The organism is Mannheimia bovis, assembly GCF_014541205.1.
In the GTDB taxonomy this organism is placed as follows: Bacteria; Pseudomonadota; Gammaproteobacteria; order Enterobacterales; family Pasteurellaceae; genus Mannheimia; species Mannheimia bovis.
In genome coordinates, this window is sequence record NZ_CP061280.1 from 1762156 (window position 1) to 1783657 (window position 21502).

The 21502-nt window shown below is 39.2% G+C and carries 22 protein-coding genes and 1 other RNA gene; 15 read left to right on the plus strand and 8 right to left on the minus strand.

From position 1 onward, the window contains the following. Positions 1 to 8 precede the first annotated feature (8 nt). From ispF to gloB, 3 genes are all read left to right on the plus strand, one after another. Positions 9 to 485 carry a 2-C-methyl-D-erythritol 2,4-cyclodiphosphate synthase gene (ispF, locus tag ICJ55_RS08705; RefSeq protein ID WP_188156447.1) on the plus strand — a complete coding sequence of 159 codons (477 nt, stop codon included), beginning with the start codon at positions 9 to 11 and terminating at the stop codon, positions 483 to 485. 223 nt (positions 486 to 708) lie between these two features. Then, an RNA gene (ffs, locus tag ICJ55_RS08710) (signal recognition particle sRNA small type) lies at positions 709 to 806 on the plus strand. Positions 807 to 844: 38 nt separating this feature from the next. After that, the gene (gene gloB / locus ICJ55_RS08715; protein WP_188156448.1) at positions 845 to 1552 is read left to right on the plus strand and encodes a hydroxyacylglutathione hydrolase; all 708 of its coding nucleotides are present in this window, start codon (positions 845 to 847) and stop codon (positions 1550 to 1552) included. On the opposite strand, the gene phoR is transcribed toward gloB, so the two are convergent. From phoR to pstS, 6 genes are all read right to left on the minus strand, one after another. Beyond that, complete coding sequence (gene phoR, locus ICJ55_RS08720; RefSeq protein WP_188156449.1) at positions 1549 to 2823, minus strand: phosphate regulon sensor histidine kinase PhoR; 1275 nt, start codon at positions 2821 to 2823, stop codon at positions 1549 to 1551. The two genes, gloB and phoR, sit on opposite strands and share 4 nt — an antisense overlap. Then, positions 2823 to 3515 (minus strand): phosphate regulon transcriptional regulator PhoB, encoded by a 693-nt coding sequence (gene phoB, locus ICJ55_RS08725; protein ID WP_188156450.1) that lies wholly within the window; start codon positions 3513 to 3515, stop codon positions 2823 to 2825. Before phoB ends, phoR begins: the two co-directional genes overlap by 1 nt. A 70-nt stretch (positions 3516 to 3585) precedes the next feature. After that, a complete protein-coding gene (gene pstB, locus ICJ55_RS08730) occupies positions 3586 to 4347 on the minus strand; it encodes a phosphate ABC transporter ATP-binding protein PstB (RefSeq protein WP_025236171.1) in 762 nt (253 codons plus the stop codon). A 15-nt stretch (positions 4348 to 4362) separates the two neighbouring features. Beyond that, complete coding sequence (pstA, locus tag ICJ55_RS08735) at positions 4363 to 5214, minus strand: phosphate ABC transporter permease PstA (RefSeq protein WP_188156451.1); 852 nt, start codon at positions 5212 to 5214, stop codon at positions 4363 to 4365. Then, entirely contained in the window at positions 5214 to 6158 is a 945-nt protein-coding gene (gene pstC / locus ICJ55_RS08740) for a phosphate ABC transporter permease subunit PstC (RefSeq protein ID WP_188156452.1), read from the minus strand. Before pstC ends, pstA begins: the two co-directional genes overlap by 1 nt. Before the next feature lie 66 nt (positions 6159 to 6224). Beyond that, positions 6225 to 7247 (minus strand): phosphate ABC transporter substrate-binding protein PstS, encoded by a 1023-nt coding sequence (pstS, locus tag ICJ55_RS08745; RefSeq protein ID WP_188156453.1) that lies wholly within the window; start codon positions 7245 to 7247, stop codon positions 6225 to 6227. A 156-nt stretch (positions 7248 to 7403) separates the two neighbouring features. On the opposite strand from pstS, the gene uppS reads away from it, so the two are divergent. From uppS to lpxA, 8 genes are all read left to right on the plus strand, one after another. After that, positions 7404 to 8159 (plus strand): polyprenyl diphosphate synthase, encoded by a 756-nt coding sequence (gene uppS / locus ICJ55_RS08750; protein ID WP_208455127.1) that lies wholly within the window; start codon positions 7404 to 7406, stop codon positions 8157 to 8159. Positions 8160 to 8180: 21 nt separating this feature from the next. Beyond that, on the plus strand, positions 8181 to 9050 hold the full coding sequence (locus ICJ55_RS08755; protein ID WP_188156454.1) for a phosphatidate cytidylyltransferase: 870 nt from the start codon (positions 8181 to 8183) through the stop codon (positions 9048 to 9050). Between the two features lie 3 nt (positions 9051 to 9053). Next, positions 9054 to 10367, plus strand: a complete 1314-nt coding sequence (gene rseP, locus ICJ55_RS08760; RefSeq protein ID WP_188156455.1) for an RIP metalloprotease RseP — start codon at positions 9054 to 9056, stop codon at positions 10365 to 10367. Between the two features lie 62 nt (positions 10368 to 10429). Next, the gene (bamA, locus tag ICJ55_RS08765; protein WP_188156456.1) at positions 10430 to 12814 is read left to right on the plus strand and encodes an outer membrane protein assembly factor BamA; all 2385 of its coding nucleotides are present in this window, start codon (positions 10430 to 10432) and stop codon (positions 12812 to 12814) included. Between the two features lie 75 nt (positions 12815 to 12889). Continuing rightward, positions 12890 to 13675: an OmpH/Skp family outer membrane protein gene (locus tag ICJ55_RS08770; RefSeq protein WP_188156457.1), complete on the plus strand. Its 786-nt coding sequence runs from the start codon at positions 12890 to 12892 to the stop codon at positions 13673 to 13675. Beyond that, positions 13675 to 14700: a UDP-3-O-(3-hydroxymyristoyl)glucosamine N-acyltransferase gene (lpxD, locus tag ICJ55_RS08775; RefSeq protein WP_188156458.1), complete on the plus strand. Its 1026-nt coding sequence runs from the start codon at positions 13675 to 13677 to the stop codon at positions 14698 to 14700. Before ICJ55_RS08770 ends, lpxD begins: the two co-directional genes overlap by 1 nt. A gap of 43 nt (positions 14701 to 14743) precedes the next feature. Further along, positions 14744 to 15202 (plus strand): 3-hydroxyacyl-ACP dehydratase FabZ, encoded by a 459-nt coding sequence (gene fabZ / locus ICJ55_RS08780; protein ID WP_188157722.1) that lies wholly within the window; start codon positions 14744 to 14746, stop codon positions 15200 to 15202. Positions 15203 to 15230: 28 nt separating this feature from the next. Beyond that, positions 15231 to 16025, plus strand: a complete 795-nt coding sequence (gene lpxA, locus ICJ55_RS08785) for an acyl-ACP--UDP-N-acetylglucosamine O-acyltransferase (RefSeq protein WP_188156459.1) — start codon at positions 15231 to 15233, stop codon at positions 16023 to 16025. 42 nt (positions 16026 to 16067) lie between these two features. On the opposite strand, the gene mnmC is transcribed toward lpxA, so the two are convergent. Both mnmC and trpCF read right to left on the minus strand, forming a co-directional pair. After that, positions 16068 to 18068 (minus strand): bifunctional tRNA (5-methylaminomethyl-2-thiouridine)(34)-methyltransferase MnmC2/FAD-dependent 5-carboxymethylaminomethyl-2-thiouridine(34) oxidoreductase MnmC1, encoded by a 2001-nt coding sequence (mnmC, locus tag ICJ55_RS08790; protein ID WP_188156460.1) that lies wholly within the window; start codon positions 18066 to 18068, stop codon positions 16068 to 16070. Positions 18069 to 18269: 201 nt separating this feature from the next. Beyond that, the gene (trpCF, locus tag ICJ55_RS08795) at positions 18270 to 19688 is read right to left on the minus strand and encodes a bifunctional indole-3-glycerol-phosphate synthase TrpC/phosphoribosylanthranilate isomerase TrpF (protein ID WP_425168884.1); all 1419 of its coding nucleotides are present in this window, start codon (positions 19686 to 19688) and stop codon (positions 18270 to 18272) included. Between the two features lie 91 nt (positions 19689 to 19779). Between trpCF and ICJ55_RS08800 the strand changes: the two genes are divergently transcribed. The 4 genes from ICJ55_RS08800 to ICJ55_RS08815 are packed head-to-tail and all read left to right on the plus strand — an operon-like array spanning position 19780 to position 21479. After that, on the plus strand, positions 19780 to 20091 hold the full coding sequence (locus ICJ55_RS08800; protein ID WP_188156462.1) for a YqcC family protein: 312 nt from the start codon (positions 19780 to 19782) through the stop codon (positions 20089 to 20091). A gap of 8 nt (positions 20092 to 20099) precedes the next feature. Further along, complete coding sequence (gene truC / locus ICJ55_RS08805; RefSeq protein ID WP_188156463.1) at positions 20100 to 20828, plus strand: tRNA pseudouridine(65) synthase TruC; 729 nt, start codon at positions 20100 to 20102, stop codon at positions 20826 to 20828. Between the two features lie 17 nt (positions 20829 to 20845). Beyond that, on the plus strand, positions 20846 to 21010 hold the full coding sequence (locus tag ICJ55_RS08810) for a YoaH family protein (protein ID WP_188156464.1): 165 nt from the start codon (positions 20846 to 20848) through the stop codon (positions 21008 to 21010). After that, positions 21003 to 21479 (plus strand): hypothetical protein, encoded by a 477-nt coding sequence (locus tag ICJ55_RS08815; protein WP_188156465.1) that lies wholly within the window; start codon positions 21003 to 21005, stop codon positions 21477 to 21479. Before ICJ55_RS08810 ends, ICJ55_RS08815 begins: the two co-directional genes overlap by 8 nt. Positions 21480 to 21502 lie beyond the last annotated feature (23 nt).

Below are 21502 nucleotides of genomic sequence, written 5' to 3' on the forward strand. Positions count from 1 at the left end.
AATAATATATGATTCGTATTGGACACGGTTTTGACGTTCACGCCTTTGGCGAAAACCGACCGCTCATTATTGCAGGCGTTGAAGTACCTTACCACACTGGTTTTATTGCTCATAGTGATGGCGATGTTGCCCTTCACGCTCTAACCGATGCGTTACTCGGTGCAGTTGCATTAGGCGATATTGGCAAACTTTTCCCGGATACCGATATGCAATATAAAAATGCTGATAGTCGAGGTTTATTAATTGAAGCCTATCGCCAAGTTCAAGAACAAGGATATAAAGTAGGCAATGTTGATGTAACTATTATCGCCCAAGCACCGAAAATGCGTCCGCATATCGATAAAATGCGTCAAACTATTGCTGATGATTTGAAATGCGATATTTCCCAAGTGAATGTAAAAGCCACTACAACGGAAAAGTTGGGCTTTACTGGGCGTGGAGAAGGTATTGCTTGTGAAGCAGTGGCGTTATTGCTAAAAGCATAATACATTACAAGACAAGCGGTCTCAAAAAGCATCGCTTTTTGAACGTTGGCTTTGCCAACGGCAGCAAAACTGCGAACAATCCTTACAAGGATTGTGAATAATTTTTCGCAAAGTTTTGCAAATTCCTATCAGAAAATAACCGCTTGTAAAATTCCACCTTGTCTTATTTTTAAATTTATCTATAATAGAAAGCCTTACGCAACAAGCGTAATCCGATGGGGCGTTATTGGTTCCTCGCAATGGTGTTCAGCTTACTTGATCAGGTTCGGAAGAAAGCAGTCTGGGTTGAAATTTCTGTGTGCCGAGGGTCGCTGGTAACGCCCCACCCTTTTATCTAAACTCCCTATCAGGAGAAAACTATGCTCCAGATCATTCCCATTCCGGCATTAAGCGATAACTATATTTGGGCAATTCGTAAAGAACAAGATGTGATTATTGTTGATCCGTCAGAACATCAGCCTGTATTAGACTTTATTGCAAAAAATTCGTTAAATTTGACCGCTATCTTACTTACCCATAATCATCACGACCATACTGATGGTGTGGCTGGCATTGTTGAGAAATATCCCAATATTCCTATTTATGGTCCGCAAGAAGTCGCTGAGTTTGCCAATGTGATTGTTTCACCAGAGCAACATATCAACCTGTTTGATTATGATGTGAGCATTATTAAAAGTGCAGGGCATACTGCAGGACATATTAGCTATTTGTTTGGCTATGATTATCTATTTTGTGGCGATGCGTTATTTTCCGGCGGTTGCGGACGTGTATTCACAGGTGATTATCGAGCCCAATTTGAGGCATTACAACGCTTTAAAAATCTCCCTAATTCGGTTAGGGCCTATCCTGCCCACGAATATACTAAGAGCAATCTAAAATTTGCCGAAGCCGTGTTACCTGCGAGTTGTACTCTCGCAGAATATCAAGAACAGGTTGATATTTTACGTTCACAAAATAAGCCGACTTTACCTACTACCATTGGGCTTGAAATGCAGGTAAATCCGTTTATGCAAGCGGTCAATTTAGACGAATTTATTGCACTTCGTAAACAAAAAGATAATTTTTAATGATTATGGGAGCATAGTGCTGATTTCAACACAAAAGAGAAACTGCTCCCCTCGCCTTCTTTGCTGGTAATGTTGAGTGTTGAGGCGTGTTGCTCTAATGCGTGCTTCACTATTGCCAGCCCTAAACCGCTGCCCCCTGTTTTCTTACTTCGGGATTCATCAACTCGGTAAAAGCGTTCGGTTAAATGCGGCAAGTGGATTTCAGGAATACCAATTCCATCGTCTTTTACCTCAAATTTCATACCTTCCTCACACGGTTTCCAGCTGATCTCAATATGACAAGCCTGCCCCGAATGTTTAATTGAATTATAAATCAAGTTAGACACCACGCTATGTAGTTGATGTTCATTACCCAATATTTCTACGCTTGGTTGAATATCAAAGGTAATTTGGTGTGAATAAGTATTTAAAATTTCCGCATCTTTTTTGAGTGAAAGGATCATTGCAGACATATCAAACAATTGATGGTCTTTATTTGATGAGGTTTCAATTTTCGCCAACATATTCAACTGCTGTAATAAGTTCGTCATTCGCAAGCTCTGCTCTTGCATTGCCTTTATCGCTTTTTCTTGTAGCAAACTTTGTACAGGTTGATCCGCTAATATTTCCAAATAGCCTTGCAGAACCGTGAGCGGCGTTCGTAACTCGTGGTTGATATTACTTAAAAAAGTTTGTCTGGAACGTAGCAGTTTTATCATTTCAGTAATATCACGCCCAATAATCAACAAGGTTTCCGGATCATATTGATGAATATGAATTTCAATATAACGCTCATTGTAAGTCAGTAATACAAGCGGTCGGCTTTTCTTCGGCTGGGCAAAATAGTGCTTAAATTGTTTGTAAAAAATCACGTTGAGAATGTTTTTTTGCGTTTTTTTATGCCAATAGAAATCAAACATTTTTTGAGCAGCATTATTACACCAAACAAGCTCACCGTCTGCTTGTGCGATCATAATTGCATCAGGTAAATATTGGATATTTTTATTTAATTTAGACAGCAAACGTAAATTTTCAAACTTCTCTTTTTTATTTTTATTCCGATAATAAGCAATTGTTTGGGAAAAATTTTCTAAATTAATCAGTTCTAGTTCTTTCTTACCTTGCGGATTTAAGGTTTGAAGTAAACGATGTTCTGTGATGTGATGCCATACCAATAAACCAACAAAGATGACAATCAGCCAAGTGCTGAAATCTAAGCCAAATAAACTAAATATGAAAGCAATTAAAGCAGATAAAATCAGCTCTGCTAAAAAGTTAAGTAATTTTTTCATCACTCACCTTGAATATATTGCGAAAAACGATAGCCACTTCCTCTTACCGTTTGCACATAGCTATCGCATTGGTAAGGTTCAAGGCTTCGGCGTAAACGGCGGATATAACTATCTACCGTTCGATCTTCTACTTCTAAATCATCACCCCAAATTCGATTTAATAACTGCTCACGGGAATACACTTTTTCCGGGTGTGTCATAAAAAAATGGAGTAATTTGAATTCAGTGTGGCTTAGATGAATTTGTTCAGATAGATAAGAAACTCGTTGAGCATTTTCGTCCAACGTTAAATCACCTATCTGAATAATTTGTGTGGTTTGCTCGTAAATTCTTCGCCAAACGGCTTCAATTCTAGCCAATAACACTTTAGGAGAAAATGGCTTGATGACATAATCATCTGCCCCAGCATTTAAACAAGTAATACAATCTTCTTCTGCACTCCGAGCAGTGAGCATAATGACAGGTATTTGAGCCGTTTCTTCGTTCTTTTTCATATATTCAATGAGTTGCACGCCTGAACGCCCCGGTAACATCCAATCCAATAAAACCAATTGTGGCTTTTCAGCCAGTTTTTTCACTGCACTTTGATAATCTTCTGCTTCAATGACATCGTATTGATGCTGCATTAGAAAAAGGCTAATCATCTCACGAATGCCACGTTCATCTTCTACGACTAAAATGCTTCTGCTCATTATTCATTACTCCATCAAATAGAAGAAATGCAGTGAAATTGGTATTAACACTGCATTTGAATTAAATTTATTAGCCCATTTTGCCCTGAATATAATCCGCTGTACGTGGAATTTTAGGTTGACTAAAGATTTGAGCAGTTTCGCCAAATTCCACTAACTCACCAAGATACATAAATGCGGTGTAATCAGAGCAACGAGCAGCTTGTTGCATATTGTGCGTTACCATTGCCACAGTATAATCTTGCTTGAGTTCGGTAATCAAGGCTTCAATTTTCATTGTAGAAATCGGATCGAGTGCTGAACAAGGCTCATCTAACAATAAGACATCGGGTTTGATGGCAATGGCTCTAGCAATACATAAACGTTGCTGTTGTCCGCCTGATAAGCTATCACCACTTTGATGCAACTTATTTTTCACCTCATTCCATAAAGCGGCTTTGGTTAAAGCCCACTCTACTCGCTCATTCATCTCTTGTTTGGATAGCTTCTCAAATAAGCGGATACCAAAAGCAATGTTGTCATAAATTGACATCGGGAACGGTGTCGGTTTTTGGAATACCATACCCACTTTTGCACGAATAATGGAAATATCCGTATCGGTAGTTAATAGATTTTCACCGTCTAAATTGATCTCCCCTTCTGCTCTTTGGTTCGGGTAAAGCTCAAACATACGATTGAAAGTTCTCAATAACGTGGATTTACCACAGCCGGAAGGTCCGATAAATGCAGTTACTTTATTTTTCGCAATATTTAAATTGATATTTTTTAAAGCGTGGAAATCGCCATAATAAAAGTTAAGATTTTTTACTGAAATTTTTGGTTCTACGTTCATTTCTAAACACCTTAATTATTTCTGTTTTGGTTGTAAGAAAACACGGGTTAAAACATTGATACATAACACGAATAGCGTAATTAAAATCGCACCTGCCCACGCAAGATTATTCCAATCTGTAAACGGACTTGCCGCATATTGGTAAATCACAACAGGTAAGTTTGCCATTGGTGCATTCATATCCCAAGACATAAATTGGTTTGATAATGCAGTAAACAATAATGGGGCAGTTTCACCTGCAATACGAGCAACTGCAAGTAATACGCCGGTTAAGATCCCTGATTTTGCTGCACGATAGCAGATCATCACAATCACTCGCCATTGTGGGCAGCCTAATGCAATGGTGGCTTCACGCAAGTTATTAGGAATAAGGTTAAGCATACTGTCTGTCGTTCTCACCACAATTGGAATAACCAATAATGCTAAGGCTAAAGATCCTGCCCAGCCTGAAAAATGCCCTACTTTCGAAACATAAAGCGTATACACAAATAAGCCAATAATAATTGACGGAGCAGAAAGTAAAATATCATTTAAGAAACGAGTTACTTTGGCAAAACGGCTATAGTTGCCATATTCTGCTAAATACGTGCCTGCTAAAATGCCGATTGGCGTACCGATAAGCGTACCGGTTCCCACAATAAGCAATGAGCCTAAAATCGCATTGCTTAAACCACCCTGCTCATTGGGTGCCGGGGTAATTTGTGTGAAAAGTTCTAATGAAAGCCCCGGAATACCTCGACTAATCAGTGAATATAAAATCCAACAAAGCCAAAACAATCCGAAAGCAACCGCCACATAGGCTAGACTTAGCATTATGCGGTTACAACATTTACGTCTGTAAAAACGAGCGTTCTGTAAATTTTTCATTATTTTCCTTCCTTACGCTGCATTCTTAAAATCATTAAGCGAGAAATAGACAGTACAATCGTTGTAATTAAGAAAAGAACTAAACCTAATTCAATTAATGCTGATTTTTGTAAGCCCGAGGCTTCGTTAAATTCATTTGCAATAGCTGAAGCAATAGAAACCGAAGGCGAGAATAATGAATTTGGTATTTGGAACGCATTTCCAATCACAAAAGTAACTGCCATTGTTTCACCTAATGCACGCCCAAAACCTAACATAATACTGCCGATAAGTCCTGTTTTGGTATAAGGTAGCACTACTTTCCATAATACCTCCCAACGGGTTGAACCTAATCCGTAGGCACTTTCTTTTAACATTGGTGGCACAATTGCAAACACATCACGCATCATTGAAGCGATGAATGGAATAATCATAATGGCAAGCACTAAGCCGGCAGTGAATAAACCAATACCAAAAGGTGCACCAGAAAATAAATATTCAAGTACAGGCAGATCACCAAACCATTCGATCATCGTCGGTTGAATGTGTTCTTGAAATAAAGGTACGAATACAAATAAGCCCCACATACCATAAATGATAGAAGGAATAGCAGCTAACATTTCAACCGCCGTTCCAATTGGGCGTTTTAGCCATTGTGGCGAAAGTTCGTTGATAAATACTGCAATTCCAAATGAAATCGGTACTGCAATCATTAAGGCTAAACAGGAAGTGATTAATGTCCCCACAATCGGCATTAATGCACCATATTGATTCTGCACAGGATCCCATTCGCTATCCCATAAAAAGCTTACGCCAAATTTTTTGATACTTGGCCAACTTTCTACAAATAACGAAATCATAATTGCAGCAAGTAATAGAAATACTAACCACGCAAAACAAGCGGTCATATTTCTAAAAAATATTTCAAATCGATTTTGATTTAAAAACTGGTTCATTTTAGACATAATTATTTTTCTATATGAAAGCTGTCAAAAATAGGCAACCACTTCTACAAGCGGTCGCTTTTTTCATTATTTTTGCAATTCAGTGTTCCATTTATTTTGAATGCTTTTTACAACATCTTCAGGAATTGGCACATAATCCAACTCAGCGGCGGCATCTTGTCCTTTGGCAAACGCCCAATCAAAGAATTTCACCACATTTTGCGTTGCTTCAGGTTTACCCTCTTTTTTGTGAATTAAGATGAAACTTGCTGCAGTAATAGGCCAAGATTTTTCACCTGCTTCATTGGTTAGAATGACACCCATACCTTCTGCTTCATTCCATTTCGCATTACTTGCGGCTGCCATAAAGCTTTCTTTATTCGGTTGAACAAATTCACCTGCCGAGTTTTGTAATGCTGTCCACGCCAGTTGATTTTGTTTTGCATACGCATATTCTACATAACCGATAGAATATTTCATTTGGCGAACATAGGCTGCAATGCCTTCATTGCCTTTACCACCGTGCCCTTTCGGCCATTTCACGGCTTTACCTTCACCAACGGTTGATTTCCATTCACTTGAAACTTTAGAGAGATAGTTAGTAAAACCAAAGGTTGTACCAGAGCCATCTGAACGGTGGATAACAAGAATATCTTTATCAGGGAGATTTAAATTTGGATTTAATTTTTGAATAGCTGCATCATTCCATTTAGCAACTTTACCAAGATAGATTTGAGCCAGTAAGTCACCGGAAAGTTTTAGTTCGCCTTCTTTGATACCGGGAATATTCACGACTAACACTGTACCGCCAATAATTGCCGGGAATTGCAGTAATTGATGTTGTTGTAGTAACTCTGCTTTCATTGGGTCATCAGATGCACCAAAATCAACGGTTTTTGCAATAATTTGTTGCTGACCGCCACCAGAGCCTATTGATTGATAATTTACTTTATTGCCTGTCTCTTTTTCATATAAAGCTGCCCATTTCGCATAAATCGGATAAGGGAAAGATGCCCCTGCTCCTGTAATAGTGTGAGCGTGAGAAACCGCCGCCACTGATGCAAAAAGAGTACCTAATAACATTATTTTTTTAGTCTTACGCATTAGCATAGTAATTCTCCTTACGTTAGATTGCTGTTGCGTGAGTAAGTGTAGAAAAGAATTATGACAGTTTGATGACAACGCATTAAATTTTTCATTTTTTTAGAAAAAATAAAGCAAATATCGCTTGTCAATTCCACTATTATCTATCCTATGATATAGTTAATGCCATTTTTATCTTATTTTATTATTTTAGTGAGTGAACCTTTGAATTTTGATCCTCAAAATATGCCCAAACACGTTGCCATTATTATGGACGGCAATGGTCGCTGGGCTAAGCAGAAAGGAAAATTACGTGTTTTCGGGCATCAAAACGGCGTGAAAGCGGTTCGTTCTGCAGTAAATTTTGCAGCTAAACATCAGATTAAAGTACTAACACTTTATGCGTTTAGTAGTGAGAATTGGAGCAGACCGGAAACTGAAGTGTCCGCTTTAATGACACTTTTTATGAAAGCCTTAGACTCTGAAGTCAAAAAATTGCATAAAAATAATATTCGCTTGAAGATTATTGGCGATAAATCCGCCTTTAGTGAAAGTTTGCAAAAACGTATTGCAGAATCAGAAAAATTAACAGAGAACAATACAGGGCTAATTTTAAACATTGCAGCAAACTACGGTGGCTATTGGGATATTGTGCAAGCTACACAAAAATTAGCGTTACAAGTAAAAGAAAACCAGCTTGAAGTTACACAAATTACTCCTGAATTATTTCAGCAACATTTGGTAACAGAAGCTCAACCGCAGGTGGATTTACTCATTAGAACAAGTGGCGAACAACGGATCAGCAACTTTTTATTATGGCAAATTGCCTATGCGGAACTCTTCTTCAGCCCTGTTTTATGGCCTGATTTCAACGAAGACTCTTTTAGTGAAGCAATTTTAGCTTATCAACAGCGTGAACGCCGATTTGGTGGCTGTTAATACAATTTACAAGGAAACACAATGCTTAAAGAACGTGTACTTTCAGCAATTATTATGATTATTGCCGTATTGGCAGCTATTTTCTGGCTTTCTCCATTGCCATTAACTATCGCATTATCTGCCATTATTGTTGCGGCAATGTGGGAATGGGCTCAATTTGCAGGTTTTAAACGCCCTTTACCTCGTGCTATTGTCGCAATGGTGACTATCTGTTTATTGCTTTTTGCAGTAGTTGCGAATACCGATTATATCCGAGCAACGCGTTTTATTACGGATGAAACCACACCCATTCTCTTTATTGGCTGCATTTGGTGGCTGATTGCTCTTGCATTAGTAATTACTTATCCAAATTCTGCAAGACTATGGGAAAAGTCTGTCGTAGCTAAATTCCTATTTGGTTTTGCTACCTTAATTCCTTTTTTAATTGGTGTATTAGCATTACGTTTCCATAATTACCATATTGATCCGTATCAAGGCACTTATTTATTCCTGTATGTTTGCTTATTAGTTTGGGGGGCGGACTCCGGTGCTTATTTCTTTGGTCGAGCCTTTGGCAAACGAAAACTTGCACCGAAAGTGTCTCCGGGTAAATCGTGGGAGGGGGTTTTGGGTGGCTTATTAACATCTGGTGTGATTGCTTTTGCCTTCTTACAGCTTACACCCGAAAATGTATTTGGCAGAGAATTAGCCACTACGCCATTTATTTTAGTTTCTATCGCAACAGTTGCAATTTCTGTATTAGGCGATTTAGTTGAAAGTATGTTCAAACGCCAAGCCGGCATTAAAGACAGCAGCAATCTCATTCCTGGACACGGTGGTATTTTAGATCGTATTGATAGCTTAACAGCAGCAATACCGTTTTTCGCAACCTTCTTCTTTTTTGTGCTATAAGTTATGACATCAACTATTGCTTTCTTTGTATTAATCTGCGTACTGGTATTCGTACACGAATACGGGCACTTCTGGGCTGCTCGTAAATGTGGTGTAAAAGTAACCCGTTTTTCTATCGGGTTTGGCAAAGTATTGCTTAGAAAAACGGATAAGCACGGCACAGAATTTGCTTTCTCATTAATTCCTCTCGGCGGCTATGTGCAGATGTGGAATGGTGAGCAAGGTGTTGATGCGAGACCAGAACAATCATTAGCAACGAAGTCTGTTTTACAGCGTGCATTTATTATTGTCGCAGGTCCTGCTGCAAACTTTATTTTTGCAATACTGGCTTATTGGGTGGTATTTGTTTCAGGTATTCCAACCATTAAGCCTGTAATCGGCGAGGTGTTACCTAACACGATTGCAGCACAAGCTCAATTACCTGCTGAATTAGAAATTACTAAAATCGGTAATCAAAATATCCACGACTGGGAAAGTGCCTCTTTAGCACTAGTGGGTTCAATTGGAAGCAAAAATGTTCAAGTAGAAGGGCGATTAATTGATAGCCAAGCTACGCAGCATTATGAGTTAGATCTTTCCGGTTGGAACATTGATAGCACTAAAGAAAATCCATTAACGGTATTAGGTATTCGCCCTAAAAGTACAAAGGTAATGCCAGAAATCAAAGATATTGTTGAAAATTCGCCTGCTGAAAAAGTAGGATTAGCTTCAGGCGATAGAATTCTCAAGGTTAATCAACAACCTTTTGATTGGGCTACGCTTGTTGAAAATGTTCAAACAGGCAATTTTATTGAACTCCAAGTTGAACAAAAAGGACAAATTAAGACACTAAGCATTCAGCCCGAAAAGCGAGATGACCGCTACATTATCGGCATTGTGCCAACATACGAAAGACTTGCAGATAAATATCGCACCGAATTAAAATATGATATTCTTACAGCATTTTATAAAAGTATTGAAAAAGTATGGTCTTTAATTCAAACCATACTGCAATTTATCGGTAATTTAATTACCGGTGATTTATCAATTAAAAATTTAGGCGGTCCTATCTCAATGGCAAAAGGAGCTGGGGCAACGGCTGAAATTGGTTTAATTTATTACTTAAGTTTTATGGCATTAATTAGCGTCAATTTAGGTGTAATGAATTTGTTTCCAATTTTACCACTAGATGGCGGTCAACTGGTTTTATTAGCTGTTGAAGCTGTTCAAGGTAAAGCATTATCTGAAAAAATACAAATGCTATTTCAACAAATCGGCATTGCATTTGTATTAGGATTAATGGTGTTTGCCTTTATCAATGATATTATTCATTTTTAACAAGCGGTTTATTTTTCTAATAATTTTGCAAATTAATGCAATACAATCATAGGATAATTTCAATGAAAAAATTATTACTTTCTTCTCTTTTAATTGCAAATGGTGTCATTGCTGCACCTTTCGTCGTTAAAGATATTCGTGTTGAAGGCGTTCAGCCAACAACAGGTGCAGCTATTATTTCATCTATTCCTGTTAGAGTAGGTCAAACTGCAACAGATACGGATGTTTCCAATGTAGTTCGCCACTTATTCAGTCAGCAACGTTTTGCAGATGTGCGTGCAACACGAGAAGGCAATACCCTTGTAATTAAACTAGCAGAAAAACCGATTATCGGTAAAGTAGAAATTGAAGGTAATAAGGCTATTCCTAAAGACGCTTTGGAACAAAACTTAAAAGCAAACTTAATTGCTCAAGGCGAAATTTTTAATGCTGAAAAATTAGCAGCCTTTAAAGAGAGCCTAGTAGAGCATTACCGTTCTACAGGTCGCTATTTGGCAAAAGTAGATACGCTGGTCACAAACAGTGTTGAAGGCAGCGTAAATGTTAAATTAGTGCTTGATGAAGGCGATGTCACTCGTGCAAAAACGGTTAAGTTTGAAGGCAACAATGCCTTCTCTGAGAAAAAATTATTAGAAAACTTAGATATTCAACCTGATGTATCTTGGTGGAATATTTTTGAAAGCAGCAAATTTGAGCAAACCGCCTACCAAAAAGATTTAGAAACAATAAGAGATTTCTACTTAAATCGTGGTTATGCCAAATTCGCCATTGAAGATAGCGATGTGCAGTTCAATGATGATAAAACCGAAGTGAACCTGACTTATAAATTAAATGAAGGCTCGAAATATAGCATCAGTGAAATGCGTATTATCGGCAACACTGCCAATATGGGTGATAAATTAAATCCATTATTAAAAGATTTTAAAGCAGGTCAAACCTTCCGTAAGTCTGATTTAACCCAGATTGATGAAGGAATTAAAAGCATTTTAGGCGATGCCGGTTACGGTTCTGCTAAAGTAGATATTTATCCACAATTTAATGAAGATGATAAAACAGTAAAAATCAGCTTCGTGGTTGATGCCGGCCAACGCTTGTATGTGCATCGAATCCGCTTTGAAGGTAATGATGTAACTGCAGACTCTACCCTCCGCCGTGAAATGCGTCAGCAAGAAGGGGCTTGGTTATCAACCAACAACGTGAATTTAGGTAAGACTCGCTTGGAGAGAACCGGTTTCTATGAAAGTGTTGATATGTCAATGCTAAGTGTAGCCGACAAAAAAGACCAAGTTGATGTGGTATATAAAATCAAAGAACGTAATACAGGTAGCATTAACTTTGGTATCGGCTACGGTACAGAAAGTGGTATCAGCTACCAAGCAGGTATCAAACAAGATAACTTCTTAGGTATGGGCTCAACCATCAGCTTAAGCGGCCAACGTAATGACTACGGCACCAGTGTAAACTTAGGCTACACCGAACCGTACTTCACTAAAGATGGGGTAAGTTTAGGTGGCAATGTCTTCTATGAAGATTTCGATAACTCAAAAAATGATAACGTCGCTTCATACAAACGCCAAACTTATGGTATTAGCAGTACGCTTGGTTTCCCGGTGAATGAAAATAACTCATACTACTTAGGCTTAGGCTATACGCACGATAAGATTAAAAATGCCTCTCGTGAATATACCCGTGAAAAATATGTGAAATCAATGAACTTTGAGTTTGATCCGAACTCAAATTACTATGAAAAAATCAAAGCAGATGATTTCGATTTCTCACTTGGCTGGAACTATAGCAGCTTAAATAGAGGCTATTTCCCAACGGAAGGAACAACTGCAAATATCGGTGGTAAAATCACTATTCCGGGTTCTGATAATAAATATTATCGTGTGAGTTCCGACTTTAGAAACTATTTCCCATTAAACCGTGAACATAAATGGGTTATCTCAACTAAAGCGAGTGTGGCTTATGCTAACGGATTGAGCGGAAAAGAAGTGCCTTTCTACCAACTCTACACCGCCGGTGGTATTGGTACGCTAAGAGGTTTTGCTTATGGTGCAATAGGTCCGCAAGCGATTTACTACAATGCAAAAGATAAACTGTTTAATCGTACTTACGATAATGACATTATCGGCGGTAACGCATTAGCGGCTGCAAGTTTGGAATTAATTACCCCTACGCCATTTGTGAGTGAGAAATATCAACACAATGTAAGAACCTCGATCTTCGTCGATGCCGCTAGTGCGTGGAATACCAAATGGAAGCAAACCGATTACCCAACCTTGCCTGACTATGGAGACTTCAAACGTTTCCGTGCTTCAGCAGGTATTGCGTTCCAATGGATGTCACCAATTGGTCCATTGTCATTCTCTTATGCGAAACCAATTCGTAAATACGACAAGGACGAAATTGAACAATTCCAATTTAATATTGGTAGCTCATTCTAATTAACCTCAGCGGTTAAAATTGCAAAAAAATCTGCAAATCTAACCGCTTACCTTCATATAGATTAAGGAAAACAAATGAAAAAATTATTTAAAATCGCAGGTTTAACCGCTGCTCTTGCAACGGCAACAGGTATGGCAAATGCAGCAGATACGATCGGTTTCGTTGATCCAACCTACGTTTTACAAAACCACCCTGTGTTATTAGATGCTTCAGCAAAATTCGATAAATTTATGAAAGAAAGCCAAGAAAAGTTTGCCGAAGAAGATAAGAAATTAGCTGAAGAGAATAAAGCACTCACTGCTGAACGTGATAAAATTAATGCCGACGCTCAAAAATTACAAGATGAGCAAAAGACGGTAGAAGCGAATATTAAAAAGAAAGTCGCAGCTTTAGAGAAAGAAGCTCCACGCTTACGCTCAAAAGATATTCAAGCTCGTCAAAACGCAATTCAAAAAGAAGCCGATGCTTTCCAAAAGAAAGTAGAAGCTATTCAAAAGCGTGAAGCAGATTTTGCTAAAAAAGCAGAAGCATTCCAAAAACGTGCTGACGAGTTCCAGCAAAAAATTGAGCAAGCGAACAAAGAAAATGGCGGCATTAACCCACAAGAAGCTCAAAAACAAGCGGTAGAAGAAGTGAATGCTACTATCAAAGAAATAGCAAAATCGAAAGGTTACACGTTAGTTCTGCAACCACAAATTGCACTTTATGCGGAAGATGAAAGCAAAGATATCACCGAAGCAGTGCTTGAAGCGATTGTGAAAAAACACCCAGAAATCAAATTAGAAAAACCGACAGATCCAGCTCAAGCAGAAACGAAACCTGAAGGTGCTGAAACCAAACCAGAAGAAGCGAAAAAATAATGGCAACTTTCCGTTTACTTAATTTAGCGGAGCATATCGGCGGTACTCTTAGGGGTAACGCCGATTTGGCTATTCAAAGCATAGCCGCTTTAGATAAAGCAAACAGCTCGCAAATTACCTTTATCTCAAATGCAAAATATCGGGAAAATTTAACCGCTTGTAATGCTGGGGCAATCATCGTTAGCCCTGCAGATGTTGAATTTTGCCGTGAAGATCAAAATTTAATTATTGTGGCGAATCCTTATGTTGCCTACGCCTTACTCGCACAATATATGGACTCTACCCCAAAAGCGGCAACAGGCATTCACCCGAATGCTGTCATTTCGCCTGAAGCCAAATTAGGTAATAATGTGTCTATTGGGGCAAATGCCGTGATTGAAAGCGGTGTAGAGCTAGGCGATGATGCGATAATCGGTGCAGGCTGCTTTGTCGGCAAAAACAGTAAAATCGGAGCAAGAACCCAACTTTGGGCAAATGTGTCGGTTTATCACAATGTGCAAATCGGCTCTGATTGTTTAATTCAATCTTCTGCTGTGATTGGTAGCGATGGTTTCGGTTATGCTAACGATAAAGGGCAATGGATTAAAATTCCACAAACCGGTGGTGTGATTATCGGCAATCGTGTAGAAATCGGCTCTTGCACCTGTATTGATAGGGGGGCACTAGATCCAACCGTTATTGAAGATAATGTGATCATTGATAACCTTTGCCAAATCGCCCATAATGTTCATATTGGTTTTGGTACTGCTGTCGCAGGCGGTGTCATTATGGCGGGGAGTCTCAAAGTCGGTCGTTTCTGCCAAATTGGCGGGGCGAGCGTAATCAACGGTCATATGGAAATCTGTGATGGTGCAATTATTACCGGTATGGGAATGGTGATGCGACCAATTACAGAAAAAGGCATTTATTCATCAGGTATTCCGCTACAAACAAATAAAGAGTGGCGTAAAACTGCCGCATTAGTGATGAATATTGATGAAATGAACAAACGTTTAAAATCGTTAGAAAAACATTTTAACGATTAATTTTTACTGAGAGTTTTTTATTTAGAGGTCTAAAGTGACAGAAATTACAACTGAAAATCGTGAATCAAAAATTATTGAAGTTACCGAAATTATGGGTATGTTACCACACAGATACCCTTTCCTTTTAGTGGATCGTGTAACGGATTATGAAGCAGGGAAATGGTTAAAAGCGATTAAAAATGTAACCTTTAATGAACCTTGTTTTACAGGGCATTTCCCAAGTGCTCCGATTTTCCCGGGCGTACTTATTCTTGAAGCAATGGCTCAAGCAACAGGTGTATTAGCGGTTGCGACCTATGGCAAATTAAGTGACGATGAACTTTACTACTTCGCCGCTATTGATAATGCCCGCTTTAAACGCCCTGTTGTACCCGGCGATCAACTTCAACTTGAAGTCGAATTTTTAAAAGAAGTTCGTGGTATTACTAAATTCACAGGTAAAGCATACGTTGATGGAAAATTAGTGTGTGAAGCAGACTTAATGTGTGCACGCCGTAAATAACTAACTAGCTATATTAGAGGAGCTAACGATGCGTCTAATTGACTCAACAGCTAAAATCAGCCCACTTGCAATCATTGAAGATGGTGCACAAATTGGTGCTAATGTTGAAATTGGCCCATACTCTGTGATCGGCAAAGATGTAAAAATTGGTGCAAGAACAAAAATCCATTCCCACGTTGTGATCAACGGGGTAACTGAAATTGGCGAAGACAACCATATTTTCCAATTTGCCAGCATTGGTGAAATCAACCAAGATTTAAAATATCAAGGTGAACCAACCAAAGTCATCATTGGCAATCGTAACCGTATTCGTGAAAGCGTGACTATTCACCGTGGTACAATTCAAGGCGGCGGCGTGACAAAAATCGGTGATGATAACCTATTTATGATCAACACCCACATTGCCCACGACTGCTCTATCGGCAACCGCTGTATTATTGCTAATAACGGTACACTTGCCGGACACGTCACGCTTGACGATTTCGTGATTGTAGGCGGAATGTCTGCAATCCATCAGTTTGTGGTAATTGGCTCGCACGTTATGCTCGGTGGCGGCTCAATGGTAAGCCAAGACGTACCACCTTATGTGATGGCACAAGGCAACCACGCTCGTCCGTTTGGTATAAACCTTGAAGGTTTAAAACGTCGTGGTTTTGACAAAGCGACAATGCACGCCATCCGCAAAGTGTATAAATTGATTTACTCAAGCGGAAAAACATTAGAAGAAAGCCTTGTAGAAATTGAACAACTGGCAGAAAGCGAACCGGCTGTTGCTATTTTCAAAGCGTTCTTCAAACGCTCAACACGAGGCATTATTCGCTAAATTAAAATAAACCCCAGAAAATTACATTTCTGGGGTTTATTTTTATTCAACCGTAGAGCCTTTTAGCAACTTGCGTAACCAGGTTCTATTTGGGCTTAAATTATGCCAAATATCTTCGCTGATTGGCACAGGTTCGTTTGCAATCAAACTTGCCAATAGCTCCCCCAATAATGGAGCGGTTGTTAAACCACGAGAAGCCAGGCCATTCACCATATATAAATTTGCAAAAATTTCCGCATTTTCGACCGCTTGTTTGCGTCGTAGCTGATTGTATAAATTGGCATACTGCTCTTTTTGGCGAGTAAAATGATGAACTGCCCCCACCATTGGAACACGATCTCTAAACGCAGCCCGAATACCAACTTTCGCTAAATTTTGCGAACAGTCAATGTCGTTTGTCCACTCACAAGCGGTTAAATTTTGCTGAAGTTTCGCAATATTTTCAGCGTGTTCTGCTTCGCTAAAATCTATTTCTGCATTATCTCGAATATGGCTTGCCCCAATGCAATGTGTCCCCGATTTCGCCATCGGCGTTAAATAACCATCATAACAGACCACACATTTTAACTTTTGTAATTGCGTTGTAGTAGGAATTTGGCTCACTTGACCTCGCACAGGATAAAGCGGAATGCCGTTGGCTTGGCTAAATTCATTCAATGTATGCCCATTTGCCAGCACAACAGCTTGGTGTTGATACATCTTGCCATCTGTCTGCCATTGCCAGTTTCCGTTTGAAAACTGCAAATTCTCAACGTTATGATTAAGCACTATTTTCAGCCCTTTGGTTACAAGCCACGCAAAACCATTTCTCACGAATTGTATTGGTGAAAGCCAACCTCCTTGCGGAATAAAAGCCCCGCCTTTTGGTACATTTAAACCTAATTTCTCGCTTAATTCATCAGCAGAACATAATTTAAATAGTGTTTCGTCATCGGTCTGCTCTGCCATTTTTTCCAATTTTTTCGCAGTTTTATCATTATAGGCATAAAGCACCACTCCATTTAGATTATGTTCAAATTCTACTTCCGTTTTAAGCTGAGCTAATCGTTGCAAGGCATAATCAAAACTGTGGATATAAAACCGCACATTTCGCTCATCGTCATCACTCAATTGTGGATAAATCGCCCCCTGTAAATTACCGGAGGCATTCATTGCGACATTTTCGTCTTTACAATAAAGCGTAACTTGCTTGCCTTTTTCTAATAGCGATAAAGCAACAAACAAACTTGCCACACCACCACCAATAATCGCAATATCTTCCACATTTTCATTTTTTGCATAAAAATAGGGGTAACGTGGCGACTGATTTTCAGCATCTAATGATTTCTCACCCCACAACATTTCCCGTTTTTTGCCGAAACCTTTACGTTTTTTCACGTCAAAACCCGCTGTTTGCAAACCTCGTCTGACACGACTTGAAGCAGTGAAAGTTGCAAAGCTGCCGCCATTCGTACTTAAACGGAACATTTGTTGATATAGATGCTCATTCCACATTTCCGGATTTTTGTCCGGTGAAAAGCCATCTAAAAACCACGCATCGACTATTCCATTATAAAGATCGCCTAACTGAGGTAAGTTCTCCGCAATATCGCCAAACCATAAGTCCAAATAAATATTTTTAAAGTGATAACGCTGACAGCCGTTCTGGCGTGGTTGCCAACAAGCGGTCAAATTTTCAGATAATGTTGCAAATTGCGGGTAATGTTGATGAATTTCGCTTAGTTGGCTTGAAGTTAGAGGAAATTTTTCAAATGAAATAAAATAAAGCCGTTTGAGTTTACTTTGTGGAAATTCCACTTGAAATTGTTGGAATTTATCAGCAACCGCTAAAAAATTTAATCCTGTGCCAAAGCCGGTTTCTGCAATCACGAATGCCTCTCTGCTATGCGATAGCCATTTTTCCCAAAGTTGATTACCTTCTTGGAAAACATACTGGCTTTCCGCCAAGCCGTCTTGGGTGGAAAAATAAATATCATCAAACTGTGCGGAAACCGGCGTGTTCGCAGCATTAAAAAAGAGCGAAGCAAAGGTAAGTTTATCCATTTTTTTCTACCAAAAGAAAACACGGAAAACCCTAAGATTTTCCGTGCTTTAAACTAAAATGATGATGTTAGAAAATATTATAAGCCATAAATACGATCATACTTAATGCACCAATAACCGTCATCATTGAATAACCGAAAGTACCCATAGTGAAATCCTCTTTATAGTTGTTTAATTCGCTTGCATTTTACCACAAATTCGTTAATGTTGAATGATCTTTGTCAAACAAGCGGTCAATTTTTCCAAATCTTTTACACCTTTGGCACTTTCAACCCCTGAGTTTAAATCCAAGCCTAAACAACCTTGAGCCAACGCCGCTTCAATATTCTCTGCATTAATACCGCCTGCTAATAATGATTTCTGCTTCAGAGTTTCTGGAATTAACGCCCAATTAAAGGTTTTGCCCGTACCGCCTTGTTGTGAACCAATTTTGCTGTCTAATACATAGCGAGCAATTTGCGGATTATCTTGAAACGCAATACTTTCTGCATCAATATCCACCGATAACGCTTTCCAAATTTGCGTTTTCCCAGCCAATTTTTCGGCAAGTGCGGCAATATAATTTTCATCTTCCGAGCCGTGTAGCTGTACCGCAAATAATTCCAGCTGTTTTGCAATTTTTTCCACAAATTCGACCGCTTGATTTTGGAACACGCCCACATAACGAAGCGGAGCGTTCACTATCAACTCTTGAGCTTGGCGAAGCGAAAGCTGTCGTGGCGAGCCTTCAGCGAAAATCAAACCGCCGTACAATGATCCAAGTTCATACACTGCTTTAACATCTTGCACTCGAGTTAATCCGCATACTTTATTTTCACCGAAAACCACCGCACGCACGGCATTATTCAGATCTATATTCCCCATCAAGCTGCTGCCGATCAAAAAAGCGTGAACATAAGGCTTAATACGTTTGACTTGGTTGTGATCATTAATGCCCGATTCGGAAATCAAACAAACATCTGACGGGATTTGCCCTTGATATTTCTCCACCAAATCCACAATGCGGTTCATATCAATAGTGAGAGTATGCAAATCACGATTGTTCACTCCAATCACTTTTGCCCCCAACGCCAAAGCTCGCTCAAATTCTGCTTCGTTGCTGGTTTCGGTTAGCACTCCCATTCCGAGTGAATGAGCCAAATCCGCCAGCTCACGGTAAGTTTCATCATCCACCACTGAAAGCATCAATAAAATCGCATCGGCATTGTAGAAGCGAGCGAGGTAAACCTGATACGCCGAAATCATAAAATCTTTGCACAAAATCGGCTGGGTGGTTTGCTGTTTGACTTGGTCGATATAACGAAAATCGCCTTGGAAATATTGCTCGTCCGTTAGCACCGAGATGGCGGTAGCGTAATTTTTATAGACTTGAGCAATCGCATCTAAATCAAATTCCGCCCGAATTAACCCCTTTGACGGTGAGGCTTTTTTACATTCCAAAATATAGGCAGGCTCTCGGTGAGTACCTTTAGCGAGAGCGGCATAGAAATCCCGATCACTTTTGACGATCTTGTGTTGAAATTCGCTTAACGGAAAAGCATTTTGCTTTTGTTCAACCCAAACTGCTTTATCTTGTACGATTTTTTGCAGAATTGTAGGTTGGTTGTTGTGAGGTTGCATATAAATTCCTAGAGAGAAATCAGATTGAGTGGTAAAATTCATACCTATTTTTACCCGAAAAAGCTCAATTTAACAAGCTGAAACTCAACAAATGAAAGCAAAAGTTAAACAACATTTATCCGATTTACAGATTGCAATGCGTTTACACAATCTTTGGGAAGCTACACCACCTAGCCTTGAAGCAATGGCAAATCCGCAGCCGTTTTGCGTAGAAACGCTCACCCCTACTCAATGGCTACAATGGATTTTTATCCCCAGAATGCAAGCGATTTTAGATGCTGGTGCCGATTTGCCTCGCAATTTTGCGATTACGCCTTATTTGGACGAAGCCTTGAAAACCGAAGACTACCTAAAGGCAATTTGCGAGCCGTTATTGAAGTTAGAAAATTTGCTGAAAGATTAGCCCCATTTATGGAACTTGAAATCTTATATCGTGATGACGACCTCATCGCCATCAATAAACCGGCGGGAATGCTCGTTCATCGCTCCTGGCTTGATAAACACGAAACTGTATTTGCAATGCAAACCTTGCGAGACCAAATCGGGCAACACGTTTTTCCGATTCATCGTCTCGATCGCCCAACTTCGGGTGTTTTGCTTTTTGCTCTAAATAGCGATACAGCACGGCTGATGAGTGAACAATTTGAACAACATCAGATACAAAAAGGCTATTTAGCGGTAGTGCGAGGCTACATGCAGGGCGAGGCTCGGATTGATTATCCGCTCAAAGTGATTTTAGATAAAATCGCCGATAAATTTTCGCAGGAAAAAGAGGCTCAAGAAGCCATTACCGATTATAGAGGTTTAGCAACAGTTGAAATGCCTTACCCTGTAGGAAAACATTCGACTGCACGTTATAGTTTGGTTGAACTTTCCCCTCAAACAGGTCGAAAACATCAACTTCGCCGCCATCTGAAACATCTTTTCCACCCGATTATGGGGGATAGTAAATATGGCGATCTACACCAAAATCGGGCATTAGCAGAAAAATCGGGGGTTGATCGTTTAATGCTGCACGCCCGCTCACTTTGTTTTTCTCACCCTAAAAATTTGCAAAAAATAGAGATAATTGCACCGCTTGATGAACAATGGAAAACACTCTTTACATTTTTTGACTGGAACTTTACTCAATTCCGTTAAACTAACAGGACAATTATATGGATAATTCACTTTTATCACTCACCCACGAGCAGCAACAAGCTGCGGTGGAAGAAATTCAAAAACTAATGGCAGAAGGCGTTAGTGCCGGAGAGGCTATTCAAATTATTGCTAATCAGTTGCGAGAAAAACACCAAAAATCGGAGAAAATGAAAAATGAATAAATTATTAACAACTCTTGCATTAATTGTTACTACACAATACAGTTTTGCAGCAGCAGAAAAAGTGATTACCCCAAAAGTTCCATTTGAAGGTAAACCTACGGTTGTATTACAAGTATTAGATTTAAATGGTAAAGTTGCAAGACCGATTAAGGGAAATAAGCTTTCTATCAGCAAAAAACAAACTCAACTATGTTGGCATAGTATTAATGTGCCAACACAAAATAAAGTGATGATAGCTGAAGCATTCTATGCACCAGCTAAAATGAAATTAGTTTCACCAGGTTCTAGAGTTGACTCATCTGAAGATGGTAAAAATCATACAGTCATAACAGAAGCAAACTTAGTTAATAGTCATCCATTAAGCCGATGCTGGGGTTTTGACAAAACCGACCCTATCGGTAAATATAAAATGGAGATTCAAATCAACGACCAAGTATTCAAAGGTTTAGAATTTGAAATTGTAAAATAAATAAAAGCCACAGAATAATTTCT

Bases quoted from the DNA above. Each gene is read 5' to 3' on its own strand.
- pstA (WP_188156451.1), bottom strand. From the start codon at position 5,214: ATGAAAAATTTACAGAACGCTCGTTTTTACAGACGTAAATGTTGTAAC.
- ICJ55_RS08755 (WP_188156454.1), top strand. From the start codon at position 8,181: ATGCTTAAAGAACGTGTACTTTCAGCAATTATTATGATTATTGCCGTA.
- truC (WP_188156463.1), top strand. From the start codon at position 20,100: ATGGAACTTGAAATCTTATATCGTGATGACGACCTCATCGCCATCAAT.
- ispF (WP_188156447.1), top strand. From the start codon at position 9: ATGATTCGTATTGGACACGGTTTTGACGTTCACGCCTTTGGCGAAAAC.
- bamA (WP_188156456.1), top strand. From the start codon at position 10,430: ATGAAAAAATTATTACTTTCTTCTCTTTTAATTGCAAATGGTGTCATT.
- lpxA (WP_188156459.1), top strand. From the start codon at position 15,231: ATGCGTCTAATTGACTCAACAGCTAAAATCAGCCCACTTGCAATCATT.
- ICJ55_RS08770 (WP_188156457.1), top strand. From the start codon at position 12,890: ATGAAAAAATTATTTAAAATCGCAGGTTTAACCGCTGCTCTTGCAACG.
- uppS (WP_208455127.1), top strand. From the start codon at position 7,404: ATGCCATTTTTATCTTATTTTATTATTTTAGTGAGTGAACCTTTGAAT.
- phoB (WP_188156450.1), bottom strand. From the start codon at position 3,515: ATGAGCAGAAGCATTTTAGTCGTAGAAGATGAACGTGGCATTCGTGAG.
- pstS (WP_188156453.1), bottom strand. From the start codon at position 7,247: ATGCTAATGCGTAAGACTAAAAAAATAATGTTATTAGGTACTCTTTTT.
- ICJ55_RS08810 (WP_188156464.1), top strand. From the start codon at position 20,846: ATGGATAATTCACTTTTATCACTCACCCACGAGCAGCAACAAGCTGCG.
- mnmC (WP_188156460.1), bottom strand. From the start codon at position 18,068: ATGGATAAACTTACCTTTGCTTCGCTCTTTTTTAATGCTGCGAACACG.
- pstB (WP_025236171.1), bottom strand. From the start codon at position 4,347: ATGAACGTAGAACCAAAAATTTCAGTAAAAAATCTTAACTTTTATTAT.
- ICJ55_RS08800 (WP_188156462.1), top strand. From the start codon at position 19,780: ATGAAAGCAAAAGTTAAACAACATTTATCCGATTTACAGATTGCAATG.
- rseP (WP_188156455.1), top strand. From the start codon at position 9,054: ATGACATCAACTATTGCTTTCTTTGTATTAATCTGCGTACTGGTATTC.
- ICJ55_RS08815 (WP_188156465.1), top strand. From the start codon at position 21,003: ATGAATAAATTATTAACAACTCTTGCATTAATTGTTACTACACAATAC.
- phoR (WP_188156449.1), bottom strand. From the start codon at position 2,823: ATGAAAAAATTACTTAACTTTTTAGCAGAGCTGATTTTATCTGCTTTA.
- lpxD (WP_188156458.1), top strand. From the start codon at position 13,675: ATGGCAACTTTCCGTTTACTTAATTTAGCGGAGCATATCGGCGGTACT.
- gloB (WP_188156448.1), top strand. From the start codon at position 845: ATGCTCCAGATCATTCCCATTCCGGCATTAAGCGATAACTATATTTGG.
- trpCF (WP_425168884.1), bottom strand. From the start codon at position 19,688: ATGCAACCTCACAACAACCAACCTACAATTCTGCAAAAAATCGTACAA.
- pstC (WP_188156452.1), bottom strand. From the start codon at position 6,158: ATGTCTAAAATGAACCAGTTTTTAAATCAAAATCGATTTGAAATATTT.